19 protein-coding genes, 1 tRNA gene and 1 pseudogene are annotated in these 18,388 nt (G+C 67.6%); 8 read left to right on the top strand and 13 right to left on the bottom strand.

Annotated elements, in window-relative coordinates:
* Positions 1–6: 6 nt before the first annotated feature.
* On the bottom strand, positions 7–1,074 hold the full coding sequence (locus NCW75_14270) for a pyruvate dehydrogenase complex E1 component subunit beta (GenBank protein UYV12452.1): 1,068 nt from the start codon (positions 1,072–1,074) through the stop codon (positions 7–9).
* Between the two features lie 109 nt (positions 1,075–1,183).
* Between NCW75_14270 and NCW75_14275 the strand changes: the two genes are divergently transcribed.
* From NCW75_14275 to NCW75_14285, 3 genes are all read left to right on the top strand, one after another.
* On the top strand, positions 1,184–3,256 hold the full coding sequence (locus tag NCW75_14275) for a M1 family metallopeptidase (GenBank protein UYV12453.1): 2,073 nt from the start codon (positions 1,184–1,186) through the stop codon (positions 3,254–3,256).
* The gene (locus tag NCW75_14280; GenBank protein ID UYV12454.1) at positions 3,253–3,819 is read left to right on the top strand and encodes a macro domain-containing protein; all 567 of its coding nucleotides are present in this window, start codon (positions 3,253–3,255) and stop codon (positions 3,817–3,819) included. The genes NCW75_14275 and NCW75_14280 overlap by 4 nt, the downstream gene beginning before the upstream one ends.
* Positions 3,820–3,897: 78 nt before the next feature.
* Positions 3,898–3,987, top strand: a tRNA-Ser gene (locus tag NCW75_14285).
* A gap of 38 nt (positions 3,988–4,025) precedes the next feature.
* Here the strand turns inward: NCW75_14285 and NCW75_14290 are convergent.
* Genes NCW75_14290 through NCW75_14305 form a run of 4 tightly spaced genes read right to left on the bottom strand, consistent with a single transcriptional unit; the run spans position 4,026 to position 6,075 of the window.
* Entirely contained in the window at positions 4,026–4,688 is a 663-nt protein-coding gene (locus tag NCW75_14290; protein UYV12455.1) for a hypothetical protein, read from the bottom strand.
* A gap of 13 nt (positions 4,689–4,701) precedes the next feature.
* Positions 4,702–4,881 (bottom strand): hypothetical protein, encoded by a 180-nt coding sequence (locus NCW75_14295; GenBank protein UYV12456.1) that lies wholly within the window; start codon positions 4,879–4,881, stop codon positions 4,702–4,704.
* A 24-nt stretch (positions 4,882–4,905) separates the two neighbouring features.
* On the bottom strand, positions 4,906–5,385 hold the full coding sequence (locus tag NCW75_14300; protein ID UYV12457.1) for a hypothetical protein: 480 nt from the start codon (positions 5,383–5,385) through the stop codon (positions 4,906–4,908).
* Between the two features lie 18 nt (positions 5,386–5,403).
* Positions 5,404–6,075, bottom strand: coding sequence for an O-methyltransferase (locus tag NCW75_14305; GenBank protein ID UYV12458.1), 672 nt, complete (start codon positions 6,073–6,075; stop codon positions 5,404–5,406).
* Between the two features lie 219 nt (positions 6,076–6,294).
* Here NCW75_14305 and NCW75_14310 point away from each other — a divergent pair.
* Both NCW75_14310 and ribB read left to right on the top strand, forming a co-directional pair.
* Positions 6,295–6,843 (top strand): annotated as a pseudogene (locus tag NCW75_14310) (beta-lactamase family protein).
* A gap of 738 nt (positions 6,844–7,581) precedes the next feature.
* Positions 7,582–8,778, top strand: coding sequence for a 3,4-dihydroxy-2-butanone-4-phosphate synthase (ribB, locus tag NCW75_14315; GenBank protein UYV12459.1), 1,197 nt, complete (start codon positions 7,582–7,584; stop codon positions 8,776–8,778).
* Here the strand turns inward: ribB and NCW75_14320 are convergent.
* Together NCW75_14320 and NCW75_14325 are read right to left on the bottom strand one after the other, a co-directional pair.
* Positions 8,775–9,209 carry an endonuclease domain-containing protein gene (locus NCW75_14320; GenBank protein UYV12460.1) on the bottom strand — a complete coding sequence of 145 codons (435 nt, stop codon included), beginning with the start codon at positions 9,207–9,209 and terminating at the stop codon, positions 8,775–8,777. The two genes, ribB and NCW75_14320, sit on opposite strands and share 4 nt — an antisense overlap.
* 87 nt (positions 9,210–9,296) lie before the next feature.
* On the bottom strand, positions 9,297–10,112 hold the full coding sequence (locus NCW75_14325) for an outer membrane beta-barrel protein (protein UYV12461.1): 816 nt from the start codon (positions 10,110–10,112) through the stop codon (positions 9,297–9,299).
* A gap of 166 nt (positions 10,113–10,278) precedes the next feature.
* Between NCW75_14325 and nuoF the strand changes: the two genes are divergently transcribed.
* A complete protein-coding gene (gene nuoF, locus NCW75_14330; GenBank protein ID UYV12462.1) occupies positions 10,279–11,688 on the top strand; it encodes an NADH-quinone oxidoreductase subunit NuoF in 1,410 nt (469 codons plus the stop codon).
* A 45-nt stretch (positions 11,689–11,733) separates the two neighbouring features.
* Here the strand turns inward: nuoF and NCW75_14335 are convergent, their stop codons facing one another.
* On the bottom strand, positions 11,734–12,516 hold the full coding sequence (locus NCW75_14335; protein UYV12463.1) for a hypothetical protein: 783 nt from the start codon (positions 12,514–12,516) through the stop codon (positions 11,734–11,736).
* Between the two features lie 170 nt (positions 12,517–12,686).
* Here NCW75_14335 and NCW75_14340 point away from each other — a divergent pair, with 170 nt between their 5' ends.
* Positions 12,687–12,989: a hypothetical protein gene (locus NCW75_14340; protein UYV12464.1), complete on the top strand. Its 303-nt coding sequence runs from the start codon at positions 12,687–12,689 to the stop codon at positions 12,987–12,989.
* Between the two features lie 21 nt (positions 12,990–13,010).
* Here NCW75_14340 and NCW75_14345 read toward each other — a convergent pair whose 3' ends face one another.
* The 5 genes from NCW75_14345 to NCW75_14365 all read right to left on the bottom strand — a co-directional run bounded on the left by NCW75_14345 (position 13,011) and on the right by NCW75_14365 (position 17,185).
* Positions 13,011–13,901 carry a DPP IV N-terminal domain-containing protein gene (locus NCW75_14345; GenBank protein ID UYV12465.1) on the bottom strand — a complete coding sequence of 297 codons (891 nt, stop codon included), beginning with the start codon at positions 13,899–13,901 and terminating at the stop codon, positions 13,011–13,013.
* Positions 13,902–13,979: 78 nt separating this feature from the next.
* Positions 13,980–15,428: a hypothetical protein gene (locus NCW75_14350; GenBank protein UYV12466.1), complete on the bottom strand. Its 1,449-nt coding sequence runs from the start codon at positions 15,426–15,428 to the stop codon at positions 13,980–13,982.
* Positions 15,425–16,099 (bottom strand): GNAT family N-acetyltransferase, encoded by a 675-nt coding sequence (locus NCW75_14355; GenBank protein ID UYV12467.1) that lies wholly within the window; start codon positions 16,097–16,099, stop codon positions 15,425–15,427. Before NCW75_14355 ends, NCW75_14350 begins: the two co-directional genes overlap by 4 nt.
* Complete coding sequence (locus tag NCW75_14360; GenBank protein UYV12468.1) at positions 16,065–16,751, bottom strand: AAA family ATPase; 687 nt, start codon at positions 16,749–16,751, stop codon at positions 16,065–16,067. The genes NCW75_14355 and NCW75_14360 overlap by 35 nt, the downstream gene beginning before the upstream one ends.
* On the bottom strand, positions 16,748–17,185 hold the full coding sequence (locus NCW75_14365) for a hypothetical protein (GenBank protein ID UYV12469.1): 438 nt from the start codon (positions 17,183–17,185) through the stop codon (positions 16,748–16,750). Before NCW75_14365 ends, NCW75_14360 begins: the two co-directional genes overlap by 4 nt.
* A 183-nt stretch (positions 17,186–17,368) precedes the next feature.
* Here NCW75_14365 and NCW75_14370 point away from each other — a divergent pair, with 183 nt between their 5' ends.
* On the top strand, positions 17,369–18,232 hold the full coding sequence (locus NCW75_14370; protein UYV12470.1) for a helix-turn-helix domain-containing protein: 864 nt from the start codon (positions 17,369–17,371) through the stop codon (positions 18,230–18,232).
* The last annotated feature ends 156 nt before the right edge of the window (positions 18,233–18,388 follow it).

Below are 18,388 nucleotides of genomic sequence, written 5' to 3' on the forward strand. Positions count from 1 at the left end.
CCCCGATCAGCCAATCACGCCCCGCACCGCCTCGACAATGCGATTCGCATTCGGCAGATATTCTGCCTCAAGATTCTTCGCATACGGCGTCGGCACGTCGGCCGTGTTTACGCGCACCGGCTGGTGGTCGAGCCAGTCGAACGCGTTCTCGACAATCTGCGTGACCACCTCGCTGGCGACGCTGGCAAACGGCCAGCTCTGGTCGACGATCAGCACGCGGTTGGTCTTCTTCACGCTCTCGACGATCGCGTCGATGTCCAGCGGCCGGATCGTCCGCATGTCCAGCACCTCGACCTCGATGCCGTCCTCGGCCAGTTCCTCGGCGGCCTCCAGGCAGAAGTTCACGGGCCGGCCGAAGCTCACGATGGTGCAGGCGTCGCCCTCGCGCGCCACGCGGGCCTTGCCGAAGGGGATGAAGTAGTCCTCCTCGGGCACATGACCGACATCGCCCAGCATGCGCTCGCTCTCGAGGAAGAACACCGGGTCGGGGTCGGCGATGGAGGTGCGCAGCAGGCCCTTGGCGTCGATGGCGTTGCTGGGGATCACCATCTTCATGCCGGGCACGTTGCTGAACAGCCCCTCGACGCACCAGCTGTGCGTGCTGCCGAGCTGGCCGCCCGCGCCGTCGTTGCCGCGGAAGACGATCGGGCAGCCCCATTGCCCGCCGCTCATGTACAGCATCTTGGGTGCGTTGTTGAGGATCTGGTCGGCCGCCACCAGGCTGAACGACCAGCTCATGAACTCGACGATGGGCCGAAGCCCGCTCATGGCCGCGGCGATGGCCATGCCCGCGAAGCCGTTCTCGCTGATGGGCGTGTCGATGATGCGCTTGGGCCCGAACTCTTCGAGCATGCCCTGGCTGATCTTGTACGCGCCGTTGTACTCGGCCACCTCCTCGCCCAGCAGGAACACCCGCTCGTCCTCACGCATGGCGAAGGACATGGCCTCGCGGAGCGCCTCGCGGAAGGCGATCTCGCGGGTGCCCTCGCGCTGCGGCTCCTGCCAGTCCGAAAAATCGGGAAACGGCTGGGGGCGTGACAGGGCGGGGTGTTCGATCTCGATCATCGCGGGCATGGGCGGGTCCTCGGGAACTGAAGGGCGAAAGGGATGGTATCCGCCGCACCCGGCCGTGGATCTGGCCCGCTCGCGTACCATTGCCCCAAGACCTCACTCGGAGATGCCCATGCGAACGCTTCTGACCGTCATTCTCTCTGCCGCCATCCTCACCCCCGCGGCCCATGCCGTCCAGACCGGTGAGGACCGCCCCTACGAGGCCTTCGCGCCCCTCGACCTGCCCACGCCCAACGCCGTCCGTCTGGGCTCGGGCGCGCCCGGCCCGCAGTACTGGCAGCAGCGTGTGGATTACAAGATCGATGCCACGCTCGATGCCGAAACCAAGCGTCTCAGCGCCACCCTCGAGGCGATGTACCACAACCACTCGCCCGAGCCGCTGACCTACCTCTGGGTCCAGCTCGAGCAGAACCTCTTCAGGCAAGACAGCATCGGCACACGCAGCCGCACCGGCGGCGGGCCCATGCGCCAGATGGACGAGCAGTTCAACGGCGGCTACGACATCCCCTACGTCCGCTCGGGCCGCAAGGACCTGGAGTTCACCATCTACGACACGCTCATGCGCGTCGAGTTGCCCAGGCCCATCGAGCCGGGCGGCACGTTCCGCTTCGAGCTGGCCTTCGCCTTCGACATGCCGCCCTACCTCCGCCGCATGGGCGCCGAGGACGTCGATCAGGGCCGCATCTTCGAGTACGCCCAGTGGTTCCCCCACCTGTGCAACTACGACGACGTGAACGGCTGGAACACCCTGCCCTACGCCGGCAGCGGCGAGTTCTACACCAACTTCGGCGACTACGAGGTCAACATCACCGTGCCGCGCACGTACCTCGTCGCCGGCTCGGGTGAGCTCCAGAACGCGCAGCAGGTGCTCACCCGCACGCAGCGCGACCGCCTACGCGCCGCCCGCAAGAGCCGCGAGACGGTCATGATCCACAGCGCCGAAGAAGTCGGCACGCCCGAGTCCCGCCCCAGCGGCGACGGCCCGCTCACCTGGCGCTTCAAGGGCGACAACATCCGCACCTTCGCATGGGCCGCGTCCGACGCGTTCATCTGGGACGCCTGCGGCGTGACCATCACCGACCTCAAGGGCAAGGACCGGATCGTCCTGTGCCAATCGCTCTACCCCGTCGAAGCCGAGGCTTGGAAGCCCGAAGCCGAGCAGGGCGGCAGCACCCAGTACGTCGCCCACTCCATCGAGTACTACAGCGAGAACCTCTACCCCTACCCCTACCCGCTCATGACCAACGTGAATGGTCCCGAGGGCGGCATGGAATACCCCATGATCATCTTCTGCGGCGGGCGCACCGGCCGCGGGCCGCTGGGCGTGACCGACCACGAGGTGGGGCACACCTGGTTCCCCATGATCGTGAACACCGACGAGCGACGCCACGCCTGGATGGACGAGGGCTTCAACACCTTCATCAACATGCACTCGCTGGCCGCGTTCCGGGGCCAAGAGATCGACCCCGGCCGCGCCCGCCGCCAGACCATGAGCCTGGCCCGAGGCCGCAGCCAGCCCATCGACATCTTCCCCGATCGCAACCTGCCCGGCTTGCTGGGCCGCCTGCAATACCGCAAGACCGCCATGGGCCTGCACTTGCTGCGTGAGGTCGTCCTAGGCCCCGAGCGCTTCGATTACGCCTTCAAGGAGTATGTCCGCCGCTGGGCTTTCAAGAGCCCGCGTCCTGCCGACTTCTTCCGCACGATGGAAGACGCCGCCGGCGCCGACCTGGCCTGGTTCTTCCGCCAATGGTTCATCGAAGACGGCACACTCGATCAGGCGGTCGAGGTGGCGTTCAACGAGCCCGAGCCCGAATCCGAGGGCGACCAAGAGAGCGACGGTGAAGACGCCGAGGAAGAAGAGCCCTTCGTCCCGATGGCCACCATCACCGTCCGCTCGCTCGGAGAGATGGTCATGCCCGCCGAGGTCGTCGTGCAGTTCGACGACGGCTCGATCGACCGCCGCTCGTTCCCCGTCGAGGCCTGGGCCACGACGCGCGAGCGTTCGTTCAAGATCGTGCTCGACGGCCGGGTGATCCGCCGCGTGGTGCTCGACCCCGACGACCTGCTGCCCGACGTCGACCCCGACAACAACCGCTGGCTGTCAGAGGAAGAAGAGGCCGAGCAAGCCGAGCAGGACAAGGAGGCCGACGAGCAATCGGCCGAGTCCCAGGCCTCCCCATGACCCGCGTCCGCTGCGTTCAGGGCGATATCACGACGCTCCGTGTCGACGCCATCGTGAACGCGGCCAACGAGATGCTTGCCCCCGGCGGCGGCGTGTGCGGGGCCATCCACCGGGCCGCCGGCCCCGGGCTCGAAGACGCCTGCCTCGACCTGCCCGAGGTCCGCCCGGGCGTCCGCTGCCCGCCGGGAAAGGCCGTTGTCACCCGATCGTTCGACCTGCCCGCCCGGGCGGTCATCCACACCGTGGGCCCGGTCTGGGTCAACGGCCGAGCCGGCGAGGACGACACCCTGGCAAGTTGCTACCGAGCTTGCCTCGAGCTCTGCCGCAAGGGAAAGATCGCCTCGATCGCCTTCCCGGCCATCTCGACCGGCGTCTACGGCTTCCCGCCCGAATACGCCGCCATCATCGCCGTCCGCACGCTCACCGGGGCCATCAAGCCCGACGAAGACGGCACCGCCCCCTACCCCGACCTCAAGACCATCACCCTGTGCGCGTTCGACAAGCAGACCCTGGCCCTCTACCAGCAGCAACTGGAGGCCGCCGGCCACCCGGTCGATGGGTAAGGGCGGGTGGGGCCGCCCATGACTCGGCCCCCACGGCCTGATACCATGCGGGCCCGCCGGGAGCGATCCCGGCCACACGGAGTGGTGCCCGAGAGGCTGAAGGGGCCGGATTGCTAATCCGGTGTACTGGTTTTACCGGTACCGAGGGTTCGAATCCCTCCCGCTCCGCTTAGCAGAACGAGGCCCGGGCGCAAGCCCGGGCTTTCTCATGCGCCAGCGGGCTCTGCCACGCCCCACCCACACTCCGAGCACGAGCCCGCTCGGGCCGCCTCCCCATACCCGCACACCGGGCAGCACCCCCGCGCCAGCCGCCGCCGCCGAACCAGCATCCGCCAGCCCGTCGCCGCGATCACGATCGGCAGTGCCACGAGCAGCGCGTTGGCCAGCAGGCCCCAGAGCGGCACCGTCGGCAGCGAGCGCGGGTTGTTGCCCTGGCCACGGCCGATCATGATGCCGCGCCGCCAGCCGAGCCTGTCGTGCAGTTCGAGCGCGTGCTCTATGCCTAATGCGTTGCCCGACACATAGCGCACGCCCACGGCATCGCGGGCAAGCGCCGGCCATGGAAACCCATACGTTCGCCGCCAGTAGTCCACGCGATGGTCCTCGCCCTGGTACATCGTTGTTGCCGATCGCGTATGCACGGCAACGATCGGCGAGACCCGATCGAACGCCGCTGGCAGTGGTTCCTGTTCGGCCGGATCAACAAGCCACGCCGGCAATGGTTGGGCTGGCCGCGGCCATTCAAGCATCCCGCGCGACACGTCCTCGGTCAGCGCCACGACCACCGGCACACCCACCGCCCACACCAACGCTGCGAGCACCGCCACCACGATCGACCACAGCGGAATTGTCGCTCTCAGTCGTGGCATACCTTGACACCGATCACGGGATCGCCCCTGTAATCCACAAGATCAACACCACGTCGATCCCCGCAAAGAAGAACTCCAGCGCCGCCCGCCCGGGCTTCCTGGGCTCGTGCCGCAGCGCCTCGAAGCCCGCCCACAGGCTGCGCAGGCCGAAGACCGCGAGCGCCACGACGATGAGCCACCAGATCCAGTGCATGCCGACCTCCTTGCTCTACGTGCCTTATTGCTTGGGCAATACCTGGGCGATCATCGCGAGCCACGTTGCCGACATCAGCAACGCGCCGAACGCGCTCAGGCCGATGCAGATCACCAGCGTGACCACCGGCCAGGCCGCCTTGAGGTAGACCGATCGCTCGGCGGTCCCCGCAACCAAGCCGGTCGAGTTGTTCGCGAGCGTGGTACTCAACGATCGCATCTCGCCCGCTTTGCTGCCGATGGCGACCAGCATTGCCACGCTCACGCCCGCCGTCACGATCCCGATGAGCGCCATCACGATGGGCAGCACCGGCTGGATCCAGACCTCGCTGTCGCTGTACATCGCCATGTCCCGCATCTGAACAGCCGAAAACATGAACGATGTCAACGCCGACACGTTGATCCACCAATACAGCCCCACCCAGCCCACCAGTAACGCGAGCATCAGTCGCACGTTGCCGTTGAGATCACGGATGCGCGCCCCGATCAGTTCTTTCTGGTCCATCGCAACCCCCTTTGCGTGTTATCCGACCTTCCGCGCCACCATCACACCCTCACGCAGCGGCACGCAGAACGCCTCGAAGTCCCCATCCGCCGCCACCAGCCGATTGACCTTATCCGCCGCGTCGCGGTGCTCGTTCTCGCCCTCGGGCGTGTCGATCCACCAGTCGCCCGAGCCCAGCATGTTGTCGGCCACCAGCAGGCCGCCGGGCCGCAGCAGTTTTTTCGCGTGCGGCAGGTAGTCGGGGTACTCGCTCTTGATGGCGTCCAGAAAAACCAGGTCCACCGTCCCCGCCCGCTCGCCGGCCATCGCCTCCAGCACCGGCGTGCCATACCCGCGCACGACCTCCACGCGATCGCCCACGCCCGCCTCGCCAAACATCCGCTCGGCGAAGTCCGCGTGCATCTCATTGGGCTCCACAGTCAGCAGCTTTCCGCCGTCAGAGAGCCCCCGGGCCAGCCAGATGCCCGAGTACCCCGCCAGCGTGCCGACCTCCACGATCAGCCTCGCGTCCACGAGCCCGGCGAGCGTCATCAGCATCCGCCCCACCGACGCCGACACCGCGATATCCGGGATGCCCGCCTCGATCGCCCGGGGCATGAGATTGGCCAGGTGCTCGTCCTGATCGCCAAAGACCGTGTCCAGGTAATCGCACGTGTGACGCCATCGCTCGGGGGTCATCTCAATAGCCATATTGGACCGTAGGTCCGAAACGCTGGCGCGCCCCTCCCAATACCCTCGGTAGGGCCCCGCCCCGTGGGGCCCCAGGAACACGGGAGAGACACCATGCGTCGCCTATCCATCTGCTTTGCCCTATTCGCCATCGCGATCCCCGCGCTCGCCCAGGACCTGCCCAGCCGCGGCCGCGTCGTGCCCCAGCTCAGCGCCCTCGACCAGCTCATGCAGGACACGATGACGGGCAACGGCATCACCGCCGGCGTCCTGGCCGTCGGCTTCGACGACCACGTGGTCTACCAGCGCTCCTTCGGCTGGCTCGACCGCGCCCGCACGACGCCGCTACCGATGGATGCTGAGATGCGTCTGGCCAGCGTCTCCAAGCCCATCACCGCGTCGATCATCCGCAACCTCGTCGCCGAGGGCCGCCTGTCGCTGAGCGACAAGGCCTTCGATGTCGGCCAGCCGGGCGGGGGCATCCTCGACATCGACCCGTTCCCCTCGCTCGGCGACGCTCGCATCGGCGACATCACCATCAGCCACCTCCTGCTGCACCGCGGCGGCTGGAACCGCGACCTCGTGGGCAACCACGCCTTCCGCGACGTCCAGATCGCCGCCGAGATGGGGGTGCCCAGCCCGCCCGGCCGCGTGAACAAGATGCGCTGGATCATGGGCCGGCCCCTCGAGTTCGCCCCCGGCACCCAGTACGCCTACGCCAACATCGGCTACCACGCGCTGGGCCTGGTCGTCGAGGCGGTCACCGGCAATACCTACGAGCAAGAGGTCGAGCGGTTGTTCGACGGCCTGGGCCACCCCGGCGCCGTCCGCGTCGGCCGCACGTTTGCTGCCGACCAGGGCCCCCTCGAACCCTGGTACGACCAGGAAGACATCGGCTTCGGTCAGAACGTCTTCGATCCCACCGGCCCGTTCGTCCGCTGGCCCTACGGCGGCTGGGACCACGAGGGCTCGTCGGCCTTCGGCGGCCTGATCGCCTCGGGCCCGCCGCTGCTGGCCCTGGCCGACAACCACATCGTGTCCGGGGCATCGATTGGCTCGATCCTGCCCGACGGCATCAGCCCCAGCTTCTTCAGCGCCCACAGCGGCTCGCTGCCGGGCACCGACACCGTCGTCTGGCAGCGCGGCCAGAGCCTGCGCGTGGCCGTCATGTTCAACCACCGCGACCAGACGTTCGGCCAGGCCTGGGGTGTCGACGTGGCCGCCGAGATCGACCGCATGTTCGTCGCCGGCGAGATCGCCGAGCCCCCCTGCGCCGCCGATCTGGACGCCGATGGCAGCCTGACCATCTTCGACTTCCTGGCCTTCCAGAACCGCTTCGACGCCGGCTCGCTCGAGACCGACTTCGACGGCGACGGGGCCCTGACCATCTTCGATTTCCTTGGGTTCCAGAACGTGTTCGATCTGGGGTGTCCCTAGACAGCAAACGAGGCCCTGGCGCAAGCCTGGGCTCTTCCGAATTCGGGCGGGAGCCCAGGCTTGCGCCAGGGCCTCGTTCTATCCTCGCGGGTGACAACGCACCCCCCCCCCGGCTTCAGCACCATCCCCGAGATCCTGGAAGAACTCCGCGCCGGCCGCATGGTCGTGCTCACCGACGACGAGGACCGCGAGAACGAGGGCGACCTGGTCATGGCCGCCCAGTTCGTGACCCCCGAGGCCGTGTCCTTCATGGTCCGCCGGGGCGGGGGCTACCTCTTCGTGAGCCTGACCGAGGCCATCTGCGACCGGCTCGACCTGCACCCGCAGACCGCCCGCAATACCTCCGTCCGCGGCACGCCGCTGATGGTCTCGATCGATGGCCACCCCCGCCACGGTTTCACGACCGGTGTGAGTGCCTTCGAGCGGGCGCGCACGATCCAGATGACCATCGACCCCAACACCCGCCCCGACGATTTCGTCCGCCCGGGCCACATCAATCCGCTTCGGGCTCGCGACGGCGGCGTGCTCGTGCGCATCGGCCAGACCGAGGGCTCGGTCGACCTGTGCCGCCTGGCCGGCCTCACCCCAGCGGCCATGGGCATCGAGATCATGCGCGAGGACGGGCAGATGTCCCGCATCCCCGACCTGGTCGAGTTCAACACGCAGCACGACCTCAAGATGTGCTCGATCAAGCAGATCATCGAGTACCGTCTGAGCCGCGAGAGTTTTGTCGAGCGTCTCGAGCCTAAGGCCGGCACGCCAATCGAGACCAAACACGGCCAGTTCACCTTACACGCCTTCCGAAGCATCACCGATCCGCTGCCGCACCTCGCACTGACACTCGGCGGCGTGGGCGACCTTGACAACTCGGGCCACGTCGTCGAACAAGCCGAACCAACCATGGTGCGTGTCCACCGCCGCGACCTCTTGGGCGACATCTTCGCGGCCACACAGGGCGATCGCAACAGCCGCGCCATCCTCGACAGCGCGATGGCCCAGATCCAGCAGGCGGGCAAGGGCGCGATCGTCTATCTCCGCCCGAGCGGCGGGCTGGACACCCCCGATGATCGCAACGCCCTGAACAACCGCCTCACCCAGCCCTTCGACCTCAACAACGAGGACAGCCCCACCAAGAGCCAGGCCGCCGGCGCCCTCGAATACGGCACCGGCAGCCAGATCGTCCGAGCCCTGGGCATCAAGCAGATGCGTCTGCTCACCAATAGCGACGCGGCATATCCCCAACTCGAAGCGTTCGGGCTCAGCATCACCGAGAGGGTGCGCCTCTAACCCCCTCCCCCGCTCCCAGCGGGGGAGGTGCCGAGGTCCTCCGAGGCGGAGGGGGTCTTCAATCGCGTCGCCTCGCGGGCAATGGTCCGAAGCACCGCACCAATGTCCGAACTCACATCCGCCGCACGCACACGCAGCACAAACAACCCACGCTCTCGCATCCACTCGTCTCGTAGCGCATCATGGTCCTTTTGTTCGCCCTGATGCTGCGGGCCATCCACTTCCACGACGAGTGCACACTCGTGGCAATAGAAGTCGGCAACAAACGGCCCGAGGGCGTATTGCCTGCGGAACTTGAGCCCATCCAGTTGGCTACGGCGCAACCGTGACCACAACACACGCTCCGGGACGGACGCACCCGTTCGCAGTTCTCGGCTGCGGGCTTGCGTGTTGCGTGACGCTTTCAGTTCGTTCCTCAGCGGTCTCGCCATCGGCATCCTCGGGCAGACCCCCTCCGACCTCGGAAGACCTCGGCCCCCTCCCCCGCTGGGAGCGGGGGAGGGGGAGGGGAAAGAGATCTAGAACCGAAACTCCAGCCCTACCTCCACCGACGCCGCGTCCAGGCTCAGCAGTCGCATCCGCGTGTCGGTGTCGTCGTAGAAGTGGATGTTGCTGTACGTGCGGTACCGCACCATGCCGTACAGCGCCACGGGCTCGGCGAGCTCCACGCTCACGCCGGCCATCGCCTGCAAGCTCAGCGCCCCGCGCGAGTCGTCGTAGTCGCTGGGGCTCTGGTCGCTGATGGTGAACACCGACGCCCCCAACCCGCCGCCGGCGAACAGGCTCACGCGCCCGAGCTTGATGTCGGGCATCAGGTTCACCGAGAAGCCGTACTCGAACAGGTCGCCGTCGGCCACGATCGGGCCGCCCCCGCGTCCGACCCGGTCGTACTGGCTGTAGCCGAACAGCCCCTCGACCTCGAAGCGCATCCCCACGCGCGACCACGGCCCGTCGGCCCACAGCCGGTACCGCCCGCCGATGGCCAGGCTCACCAGCAGGCCCGGGGTGTCGAAGTCGGCGTCAAAGTCCATGCCGTTGAAGTTCTCGAATCGGGCGCTGCCACGGTCGGTCGCACCCACACCGATGCGGTAGTAGAACCACATCTCCTGCTGGGCGATCTCGCGTCGCCGCCGCGTCCAATCGACGTCGTCCTGGAGCATGCCGCCCGCCGCCGCGCTCGCCGCCCCGACCGAACTGGCCCCCACCGAGCCCGGCAGCCCGATCGACGCCGGCACCACGTACGGCTCGTGCACGAAGCTGGGCCGCCCCGAGGCCAACGCCCCGCTCGCCATCACCAAGAGGCCCGCCATCGCCGCCGTGATCGCTGTCCGCATCGCTCGCTCCCTCGCCTGCATCCGGGCTGCCGACATCGGCCAACTTCCCTGGGCCGATGGGGCCAATCCTAACCAGCCGCCCGGCCCCGGTCGGCCCGCCCACCCCATCCGCTAGAATGGCCGCTCAGTTCCTGATCCGCTTGATATCGAAGCCCCCGGAGTCGCCATGGCCTGGTCCCCCAAGATCGAAGAGCACGTCCTGTGCAAGCGCATCCCCACCTGGCCCTACGGCGATCCCAAGGACCGCCGCGTCGTCGGCTACGACGACTACGTCAAGACCGGCGGCTACGAGGGCCTCCGCAAGGCCCTGACCACGAAGCCCGGCGACGTCACAGACGCCGTCAAGACCTCCATGCTCCGAGGCCGCGGCGGCGCGGGCTTCCCCACCGGCCTCAAGTGGACCTTCCTGCCCAAGATCGAAGACGGCAAGGACAGCCTCGAAGACCGCGGCCCACGCTACCTGGCCATCAACGCCGACGAGTCCGAGCCGGGCACCTTCAAGGACCGCCTGCTCATGGACTTCGACCCCCACCTGGTCCTCGAAGGCATCGCCATCACCTGCTACGCCTGTCGATTGGACAAGGCCTACATCTACATCCGCGGCGAGTACCACCACCAAGCTAAGGTCCTCGAGAAGGCCATCGCCGAGGCGTACGAGCAGGGCATCTTCGGCCCCAAGGGCCTGACCAACACCGACGCCAACACCGGCGGCACGAAGTTCCAGGTCGACTGCTACGTCCACCGCGGCGCGGGCGCCTACATCTGCGGCGAAGAGACCGCGCTGCTCGAGGGTCTCGAGGGCAAGCGCGGCTGGCCGCGCATCAAGCCGCCATTTCCCGCGGTGGAAGGCCTCTTCGGCCGGCCCACCATCATCAACAACGTCGAGACCCTCGCCCACGTGCCCAGCATCGTCGAGAACGGCGCCGAGTGGTTCACCAAGCAGGGCGTCGACAGCACTATCGGGGCCCCGCCCAGCTTCGGCACCAAGCTCATGGGCGTCAGCGGCCACGTCAACCGTCCGGGCTGCTACGAGCTCGAACTCGGCATCCCCCTGAACGTCCTGGTCGAGGAATACTGCGGCGGCATGCGCAATGGCAAGAAGTTCAAGGGCGCCATCCCCGGCGGCGTGAGCATGGGCATCCTGGGCACCGACCAGTACGAGGCCGAGATGGACTTCGACATCGGCAAGAAGTACAACGTGCTGGGTTTGGGCACCGCCGGGCCGACCGTCTTCGATGAAGACACCGACATGGTCGCCGTCGCCCGCAACATCGCCCGCTTCTACAAGCATGAGAGCTGCGGCCAATGCACGCCCTGCCGCGAGGGCAGCGGCTGGCTCTACCAACTCGTCAGCCGCATCGAGGACGGCCACGCGAAAACCAAGGACCTCGACATGGCCCTCGAGATCGCCACCAGCATGGGCTCCATGCCCGGCACGACGATCTGCGGCCTGGCCGATGGCAACAATTGGGCCTTGCGTACCATCATGAACAAGTTCCGCGACGAGTTCGAGACCCGCGTGAAGCCCAGCCACGTCGCGGTAAAAATGACCATCGGCGCGGCAGCGCACGGGTAGGAACACCCACCCGGCAGTGAGATTATTGAGGTAGAGAGCTCAAGATCAGTTAGCCGTCTTATCCGCCGGTCCATCCGAGTCCGTCTGCTGCTTCGAGTCTTCCTCGGCTCCAATATCGTCATTGACCTCAGATTGTGGCAGTTTGGGTTCCATGGAAGCCGCCCACGCGGTGCGAATCTCCACGGATGAGTAGTACTCACTCAGTGGCTTCGCTGAGCCCTGCACCAGCGTCCAGTACTTGGTATATTGGTCCTGAACATCCTCGTCCGCATCGACCAGCGGCTTCGAAAGCATGAACTTGGCGATGTGCCAGATGAGATCCTCCGACACGGAGTAGATACGCTCGCGGCCCTTGCCCTGGCGGCGAAACTTGATGTACTCGCTCCATCGGAGCCAGACTGCGGCCAAGTACCTGCCCTCGCACATCGCAATCGAGCTCAGGCACGCGTCTTCGGCATGAGCTGCAAGACCCAGACGGTTCATGCCACCAAAGATCTCCCGAACCGACCGCCGGGCTTCGCCGAGCCTCGCTCTGAGATGTGCCTTGTCGTCTTCGGATGGTTTCTGGGCCCACTTGGCGACCTCGATGAGATAGAAACCGGGCTGACGCAGTCCTTGGGCATCCTCATGCTCCTCAGCGGTGCCGGAGGAAGGCAGTGCCAGAATCTTATCAATCATGGGGCGTTGCTCGGCAATCAGCGAACTGGCATTCAGCAATCGGTCTTCCATATCGCGAACGACTCGACATTCCTGTCGCAGCAACTCGAGGGTATAGGTGACCGGGGCTGGTGCCGGAACATAGGCCCTGCTTTCAATCTGCTCAGTCATTGGCGAATTCTCCTTCGACCATCGTCGATCTCACAACAAACAAAGCACACGCATAATGAGCGAAGTATGTTCTGCTTACGCGCAGTGTTACCCAATACCAATGCCACTTTGCCGCACCGGGGAACAAGTTCCCTATCGTTCAGATGCCTGTGCGCTAGGAGCCTCTGCTCATGAAAGATCCCGCCCCACCGACATTACCCAGCAACAAGCCCACCCCCCCCAAAGAAGAGCCCAACGTCTACAACATCGTCACCGACGTCGCCGCGGGCCCCAATGTCCGCCTGAAGGACAACCTCTTCCAGGCCGTCTTCATCCTCGCCAGCATCGCCATCGCCGCCGGCATCGGCGCGTTCGTCGCGCCCGAGGAAGTCGGCCCGGGCTGGGGCGCCGCCATGGGCGGCATCGTCGGCCTCGTCGCCGGGGCACTGCTCAGCGGCGGCATCCTGATGGTCTACCGCCTGTTCAAGCACTGAGGGGCTTGCGCCCGCCTTGCGCTACGGCTCCCGCCGGACCGGACACCACACCGGCTCGCCGTCGTAGCCGGGCGTGCTCGTCAGGTTCCTGCGGCCCGTGCCGTCGGCGAGCATCGCGAAGACGTCCGCGTCGCCTTCCTCGGTCCTGCCCTGGAAGAGGATCCACGCCCCGTCGGGCGAGTACGAGCACTCGCCCTCGGCCCCGGGCGTGTCGGTCAGCCGCGTGACGGTGCCGGTGCGCACGTCGATCGTGTAGAGGTCCGGCGCGCCGTCTTCGGCGTCGTCCGGCCCGGCGCTGTACAGCACCGTGGTTCCATCGGGCGAGAACGACGCATACCGCTCGCGCAGCGAGGGCGTCTCGGTCAGCCGCCGCGTCCGCGTCGCTACCCCGTTGCCATCGAGTTCGAGCAGGTACAGCTCGGTATTGCCGTCGCGGTTCGAGCTGAAGAGCACCAGCGAGCCATCGGGCGAAGCCGTCGGCCCCCAGTTCTCGCCCGCGTCGCGGGTCAGCCGCGTCCGCTCGCCCGAACGCGTGTCCTCGATGTATACATCAAGCCCGGTCTCGTCGTCGATGCTCCGCACCGCGCGCACGCCGTCGGGCAAGAACGAGATGCCGTAGACCTTCGAGCCATCCGTCGGCTCGATGCTCGTGCCGTCGGCCAGCATCCGATGCGGCGCATACCCATCGCCCGATCGCTGGGACCGGAACACGATCGACCGCCCGTCGTCGGTCCACCGCGGCGCGTGGTCGCCCTCGGGATGCTGCGAGCGATTCGCCTGCTCGCCACCATCCCCGCGCATCGTGTAGATCTCCCAGTTGCCATCGCGGCGAGAGATGAATGCAACGTCGTAGGGCGGCGACTCAATGGCAACCGAACCCATGACAATACCAATCGTGAGGCCGAGCATCATGCATAGAGCGTAGCACGCAGCCCGTGATTGACAGAACCCAGCAAGATCTCGACAGGCGCGTACTCGAACGATACTCGGTCATAAGTAACTCCCCGCCTTCAGCGCCCCCGGTCGATCCAGATTCGTCACCAGGTACCGCAACGCATCCACCGCGTGGTCGGGCCCATCCTTGGCGGGCTCCTCGCTCATCGGCCGCTGCATGTCGTAGTGGTACCGCTCCAGGCTCTCGATCAGGTGCGGGCAGTCGGGCGAGATGTACAGGGTTGGCTCGCCGGTGGCCGGCCGCAGGCGGGCGCGCAGCAGGTCGAGGCCGGCCCGGATGGTCGTCCGCCGCGCGCGCACGGTCAGCCCCGCGCGTTGGATCTGCTGGGCATCGCTGAGCCCTGTTTGCGCGTTGCCCTGCCAGCCGGCGGGGTCGATGCCGATCCACGCCGGCTTGCGACTTTCATTGTCGAGCATCGCGTCGATGTGCTCGCCCAGCAGACACCGCGACGCCACTCGCTCGCGCAGGATGTGCAGGACGCCATCGGGCGACAGCGCGCCCCACACGATCACCGTCGGCGAGCGGTAGCCGAAGTCCATGCCCAGCACCCAGGACCAATCCTCATCGAACGTCGGAGCCGCGCGCACGTGGACGGCCTGGTCGAACTCGGGCAGCACCGCGTCGTCGCTCTTGGGCCGCTCGCACCGCATCTCGGCGTCCCACGTGCTGAGCGACACCCGGCCCTTGAGCGAGATCGCGTCGGCGATCGACAGGTGCCCCGGCGTGCGGTCCTTCGGCTTCGCCGAGCCCCGGCACTCGTTCCACAGCGGGCAGCCCTCGCACTCGTATTCCGGGCCGCAATGGGAGAGCACATCGACCACGCCCCACTTGAACAATCGCCGTGAGCCCTCGGCCGCCTGCTCCACGACATCACGCATCAGCCCGTGCGCGCGGTGCATGGTGCTCAGGGCCTCGATCGAGCCGCGGATGGTGTAGGTCTTGCCGTCGTACTGGACTTGTTTGCTCCGCGTGGTGAGCTGGGCCGCCTCCCACACCGCCGGGTCGAACAGCTCGACCTCGTCGCAGCGAAGTTTCTGGATGCGCGTGCCCCGGACCGACGCCTGGCTCTGGGCGAGCAGCTCCAGCCGCGAGCCGTTGATGAGTTCCAGCTTGCGATCGGTCACGCGGCCCTCGACCAGGTCGCTGACAGCCGGAGAGCGAATGAGGTGCCGCAGGTGCGCGTGCATGCGCTGGGCCTGCTCGAGCGAGCCGCCCAGGATGCGGACCTCGATGCCCGGCTTGTACACAAGATCCAGCAGCGTCGCGACGGCGCCAAGAAAGGTCTTGCCACCACCCCGGTTCGCCCAGACCACGGCATCGATCGCATCATCGCTCGCGTTGCCCAGCGCCTCGGGCATGTGGTCCGCAAAGAACGCGTGGGCGAGGTATTCCAAGGGCTTGGCGCTCAGTTGCACGTCCAAGGCGGTGCGCACGCACTCGGCGAGTCCATCGATGGTCGCCGGCCGTGTTGGCAGGGGGGTCATGATGCCCCCCGATCGTGCACGAGCGCGACGGGCGGGTGCGTGAGTGCGGCGAACGCGCGGCCCGGGAGGTCGCCGCCGCGCAGCTTGCGCGCGCTCGCCCAGGCACGCAGGCTGGGCGCGATGCTGTCGGGCGGGTGGTGCAGCAGGTCCGCCGGCTCGAGCCCATGTCGGTCCAAGGCTCGCAGCAACCGGGCGTCGGCCTTACTGGGTGGCAACTCGATCCGCCGCATGCCCGCACGCTCGAAGAAGGGGCACGCGTGGGCCATGGTGGCCAAGGCCTCCGTGCGCGCGGTTTGGGGATTGTCGAGGTACGCGCGCACGAGGCGGACGGCCAGCCCCCGCCCGCGGTATCGCGGATCGACGATCACACGCGAGATGACGCGCACGTCGTGATTCAGGCGCAGCGCGTTGGCGCGCTTGTCGGGGGTGTCGTACTCGCCCGGCCACGCGATGGGCCGCCATCGCCCGTTGAGCGTCGGCATCGAGGCGACCAAGACGCCCACGACTTCGTTGTCATCGACGGCGCGCAGGACGCGGGCGATCGGGCCGGGGCGGCCCGCGGCGTAGTGGAAGCGGGCCAGCGGCGCGAGGTCGGCCGGCACGCCGGCCTCGATGGTGATGGTGTCGGGATCGGGACTACTGAACCGGCGGGCGAGCGAGGCGTGTGCCAATGGTGTGCTCCGCGGGGGCGCGGGCGATGATGGTGGGCGGCGACGGGCGTTCGCCGGGCGGGGGCAGGGCAATGAGCAGGTCGGGCGCGAGCGCTTCGAGGGTGTCCTCTTGCGCGCTGCAGGCGATGAGCGTGATGGAGTTGCGACGGCACCAGCGGGCGAGCGCATGGGCGAGCGACTGCGCGGTGGCGCGGTCGAGGGCGGCGGCGAACTCGTCGACGATCAGGACGCAGCCGGGCGTGCAGCGGTCCATGGCCGCGGCGATGGTGAGGCGCGCGAGCTGGCCGGTACTCAACGCACCGGCGGGGCGCGGCAGCAGCGCCGCTTCGGCCAGGCCGGCGGCGCTGAGCAGGCCGAGGGCCTGGTCCAAGTCGGCGCCGACCTGTTCGACCGTCGGGCGGCGGCGTGAGAGGTGGGCGGGCGGTCGGACGACCGGGCGATTGGCGCGCGACAGGTGGCGGCGGAGCCACGTGAGTGCCGTGGTCTTGCCGCTGCCGCTGGGGCCGGTGAGCAGCGCGACCTGGCCCGGGTCGAGTTGCACCAGAGACCTGGCGGCGGCTCGGGCGGCACGCAGGGCGCTGCGGCGGGTGGGGTCGGCCGTCGTGGTCGGTAGGGCGAACAGGGCTCGGGCGTGTGCGAGGCGGTCGGTCACGCCAGGGTCTCCGCCGCGGGGCGCAGGCCGGGGGTCTGCGTGAGGGCTCGGAACGCGTCGCACTGCTTGCGCACGCTGTGGTAGCTGATGCCCAGGCGCAGGGCGACCTGGCGCATGGGTAATCCCTCGATCGAGGTGAGACGGGCGACCTGGCGGAGCTGGCGGGGCAGGTCGGGGCTCAGGCCGACGGCGGCATCGAACGACGGGTCGCACACGCGTCGGACCAGGGCCCTGACGCGTCGGCGGAGCTGGCGTTCGGGGGTGCCCAGCATGGTGGCGGCCTCGCTGACGGCCATTCCGTGGCGATAGATCGCCACGAGGAGCTGGCGTTCGTCGGCGGGGAGGTGGTCGGCGGCGTCCAGGACGCGGGTGACCAGGGCCCGGCGGCGCTTGCGGCGCATGTCGAGGGTGGCATCGTCGAGTCGGGTCTGCATAGCTGGGCCTCCGTTTACTGATTACTGGTCGATTCTCTCCTATTGTCGACTGGATTGCAAACAATTGCAAGGGTATTGTTTGGTATGTCCACCAGATAGCGCACCGGCGTGGCGATGCGCGGCGATTTTGACCGCTGGAACCCTGTGAGAGCCTCCGAAGTGGGGAAATCGAGGATGATGACCATGGCAGGCGAGACCCAGGATGGCCCGCTCGGGCCGATGGTGTTCGGGGCTCGGGTCCGCGATCGGCGGATGCGACTGGGCCTGAGTTTGCGCGAGGCCGCCGAGCGGGCGGGGTGTACGAAGGGGTACCTGTCGCTGCTCGAGCGCAGCAAGCGTGGAGCCCCGACGCCCGGGTTGCTGGCTTCGCTGGAGGGGGCCCTTGAGATGGAGCCCGGTTCACTGGCCGCAGCGGCGGCGATGGAGACGACGCCCAAGCGGGTGCGGAAGGAGCTTGAAGAGCGGCGCGAGCAGGCCGAGGCGGGGCGGCAGCTCGCGGCGCTGTTACGAGGCGCGGGGCCCGGCGGGTTGGATCGCGCGTTCGAGTCTGGCGCTTTGGCGAGGCTGGTGGATCGGATCTCTCCGGCGGACGAAAGATCGGGCGAGGGGGAGAAGGTCGGGGCGTTGCTGCCTCGGGCGGTGCCGCTGATCAATCTCGTGCCGGCGGGGCAGGCGGCTGAGTTCACGGATCTGGGGTACCCGGCCAGGGTTGCCGACAGCTACGTGGCGGCGCCCGAGCTCGGCGATCCGGACGCGTTCGCGGCCCGGGTGACGGGCGACAGCATGGAGCCGACGTATGTGGAGGGCGACGTGGTGATCTTCAGCCCCGGGCGTGAGGTGAAGAGCGGCATGGACTGCTTCGCGCGGCTGATCGAGCCCGACAGCGAGACGACCTTCAAGCGGGTGTACTTCGAGCGGACGGGTGAGGGCGAGGAGTTCATCCGGTTGCAGCCGTTGAACCCGAGGTATCGGGCCCGGGTGGAGCCCCGGGAGAAGGTGGCGGGGTTGTATCCGGCGGTGAGTGTGACCCGGAAGGTGGGGGAATAAGGAGGCATCGGGCACTGGGTATCAGGCATCGGCCAGAGCGCGTGGCGGCGGGCTTGGGTCACGGTGTGGGTGACGCCGCAGTCGTCTTCAACCTTGCGTGGTATGCGATGGGCCACGGGGGAGGTTAGGTGTTTGCGGACAGAGCCCGGGCCTGGT

Origin of the sequence: Phycisphaera sp. (genome assembly GCA_025916675.1) — a bacterium.
In the GTDB taxonomy this organism is placed as follows: Bacteria; Planctomycetota; Phycisphaerae; order Phycisphaerales; family UBA1924; genus JAHCJI01.

Coding starts and splice junctions, on each gene's coding strand:
- NCW75_14350 (UYV12466.1), bottom strand. CDS start 15,428: ATGACCCCCCTGCCAACACGGCCGGCGACCATCGATGGACTCGCCGAG.
- NCW75_14325 (UYV12461.1), bottom strand. CDS start 10,112: ATGCGGACAGCGATCACGGCGGCGATGGCGGGCCTCTTGGTGATGGCG.
- NCW75_14335 (UYV12463.1), bottom strand. CDS start 12,516: ATGACTGAGCAGATTGAAAGCAGGGCCTATGTTCCGGCACCAGCCCCG.
- NCW75_14305 (UYV12458.1), bottom strand. CDS start 6,075: ATGGCTATTGAGATGACCCCCGAGCGATGGCGTCACACGTGCGATTAC.
- NCW75_14275 (UYV12453.1), top strand. CDS start 1,184: ATGCGAACGCTTCTGACCGTCATTCTCTCTGCCGCCATCCTCACCCCC.
- nuoF (UYV12462.1), top strand. CDS start 10,279: ATGGCCTGGTCCCCCAAGATCGAAGAGCACGTCCTGTGCAAGCGCATC.
- NCW75_14300 (UYV12457.1), bottom strand. CDS start 5,385: ATGGACCAGAAAGAACTGATCGGGGCGCGCATCCGTGATCTCAACGGC.
- NCW75_14365 (UYV12469.1), bottom strand. CDS start 17,185: ATGCAGACCCGACTCGACGATGCCACCCTCGACATGCGCCGCAAGCGC.
- NCW75_14340 (UYV12464.1), top strand. CDS start 12,687: ATGAAAGATCCCGCCCCACCGACATTACCCAGCAACAAGCCCACCCCC.
- NCW75_14345 (UYV12465.1), bottom strand. CDS start 13,901: ATGATGCTCGGCCTCACGATTGGTATTGTCATGGGTTCGGTTGCCATT.
- NCW75_14320 (UYV12460.1), bottom strand. CDS start 9,209: ATGGCGAGACCGCTGAGGAACGAACTGAAAGCGTCACGCAACACGCAA.
- NCW75_14370 (UYV12470.1), top strand. CDS start 17,369: ATGGCAGGCGAGACCCAGGATGGCCCGCTCGGGCCGATGGTGTTCGGG.
- NCW75_14280 (UYV12454.1), top strand. CDS start 3,253: ATGACCCGCGTCCGCTGCGTTCAGGGCGATATCACGACGCTCCGTGTC.
- NCW75_14270 (UYV12452.1), bottom strand. CDS start 1,074: ATGCCCGCGATGATCGAGATCGAACACCCCGCCCTGTCACGCCCCCAG.
- NCW75_14290 (UYV12455.1), bottom strand. CDS start 4,688: ATGCCACGACTGAGAGCGACAATTCCGCTGTGGTCGATCGTGGTGGCG.
- NCW75_14295 (UYV12456.1), bottom strand. CDS start 4,881: ATGCACTGGATCTGGTGGCTCATCGTCGTGGCGCTCGCGGTCTTCGGC.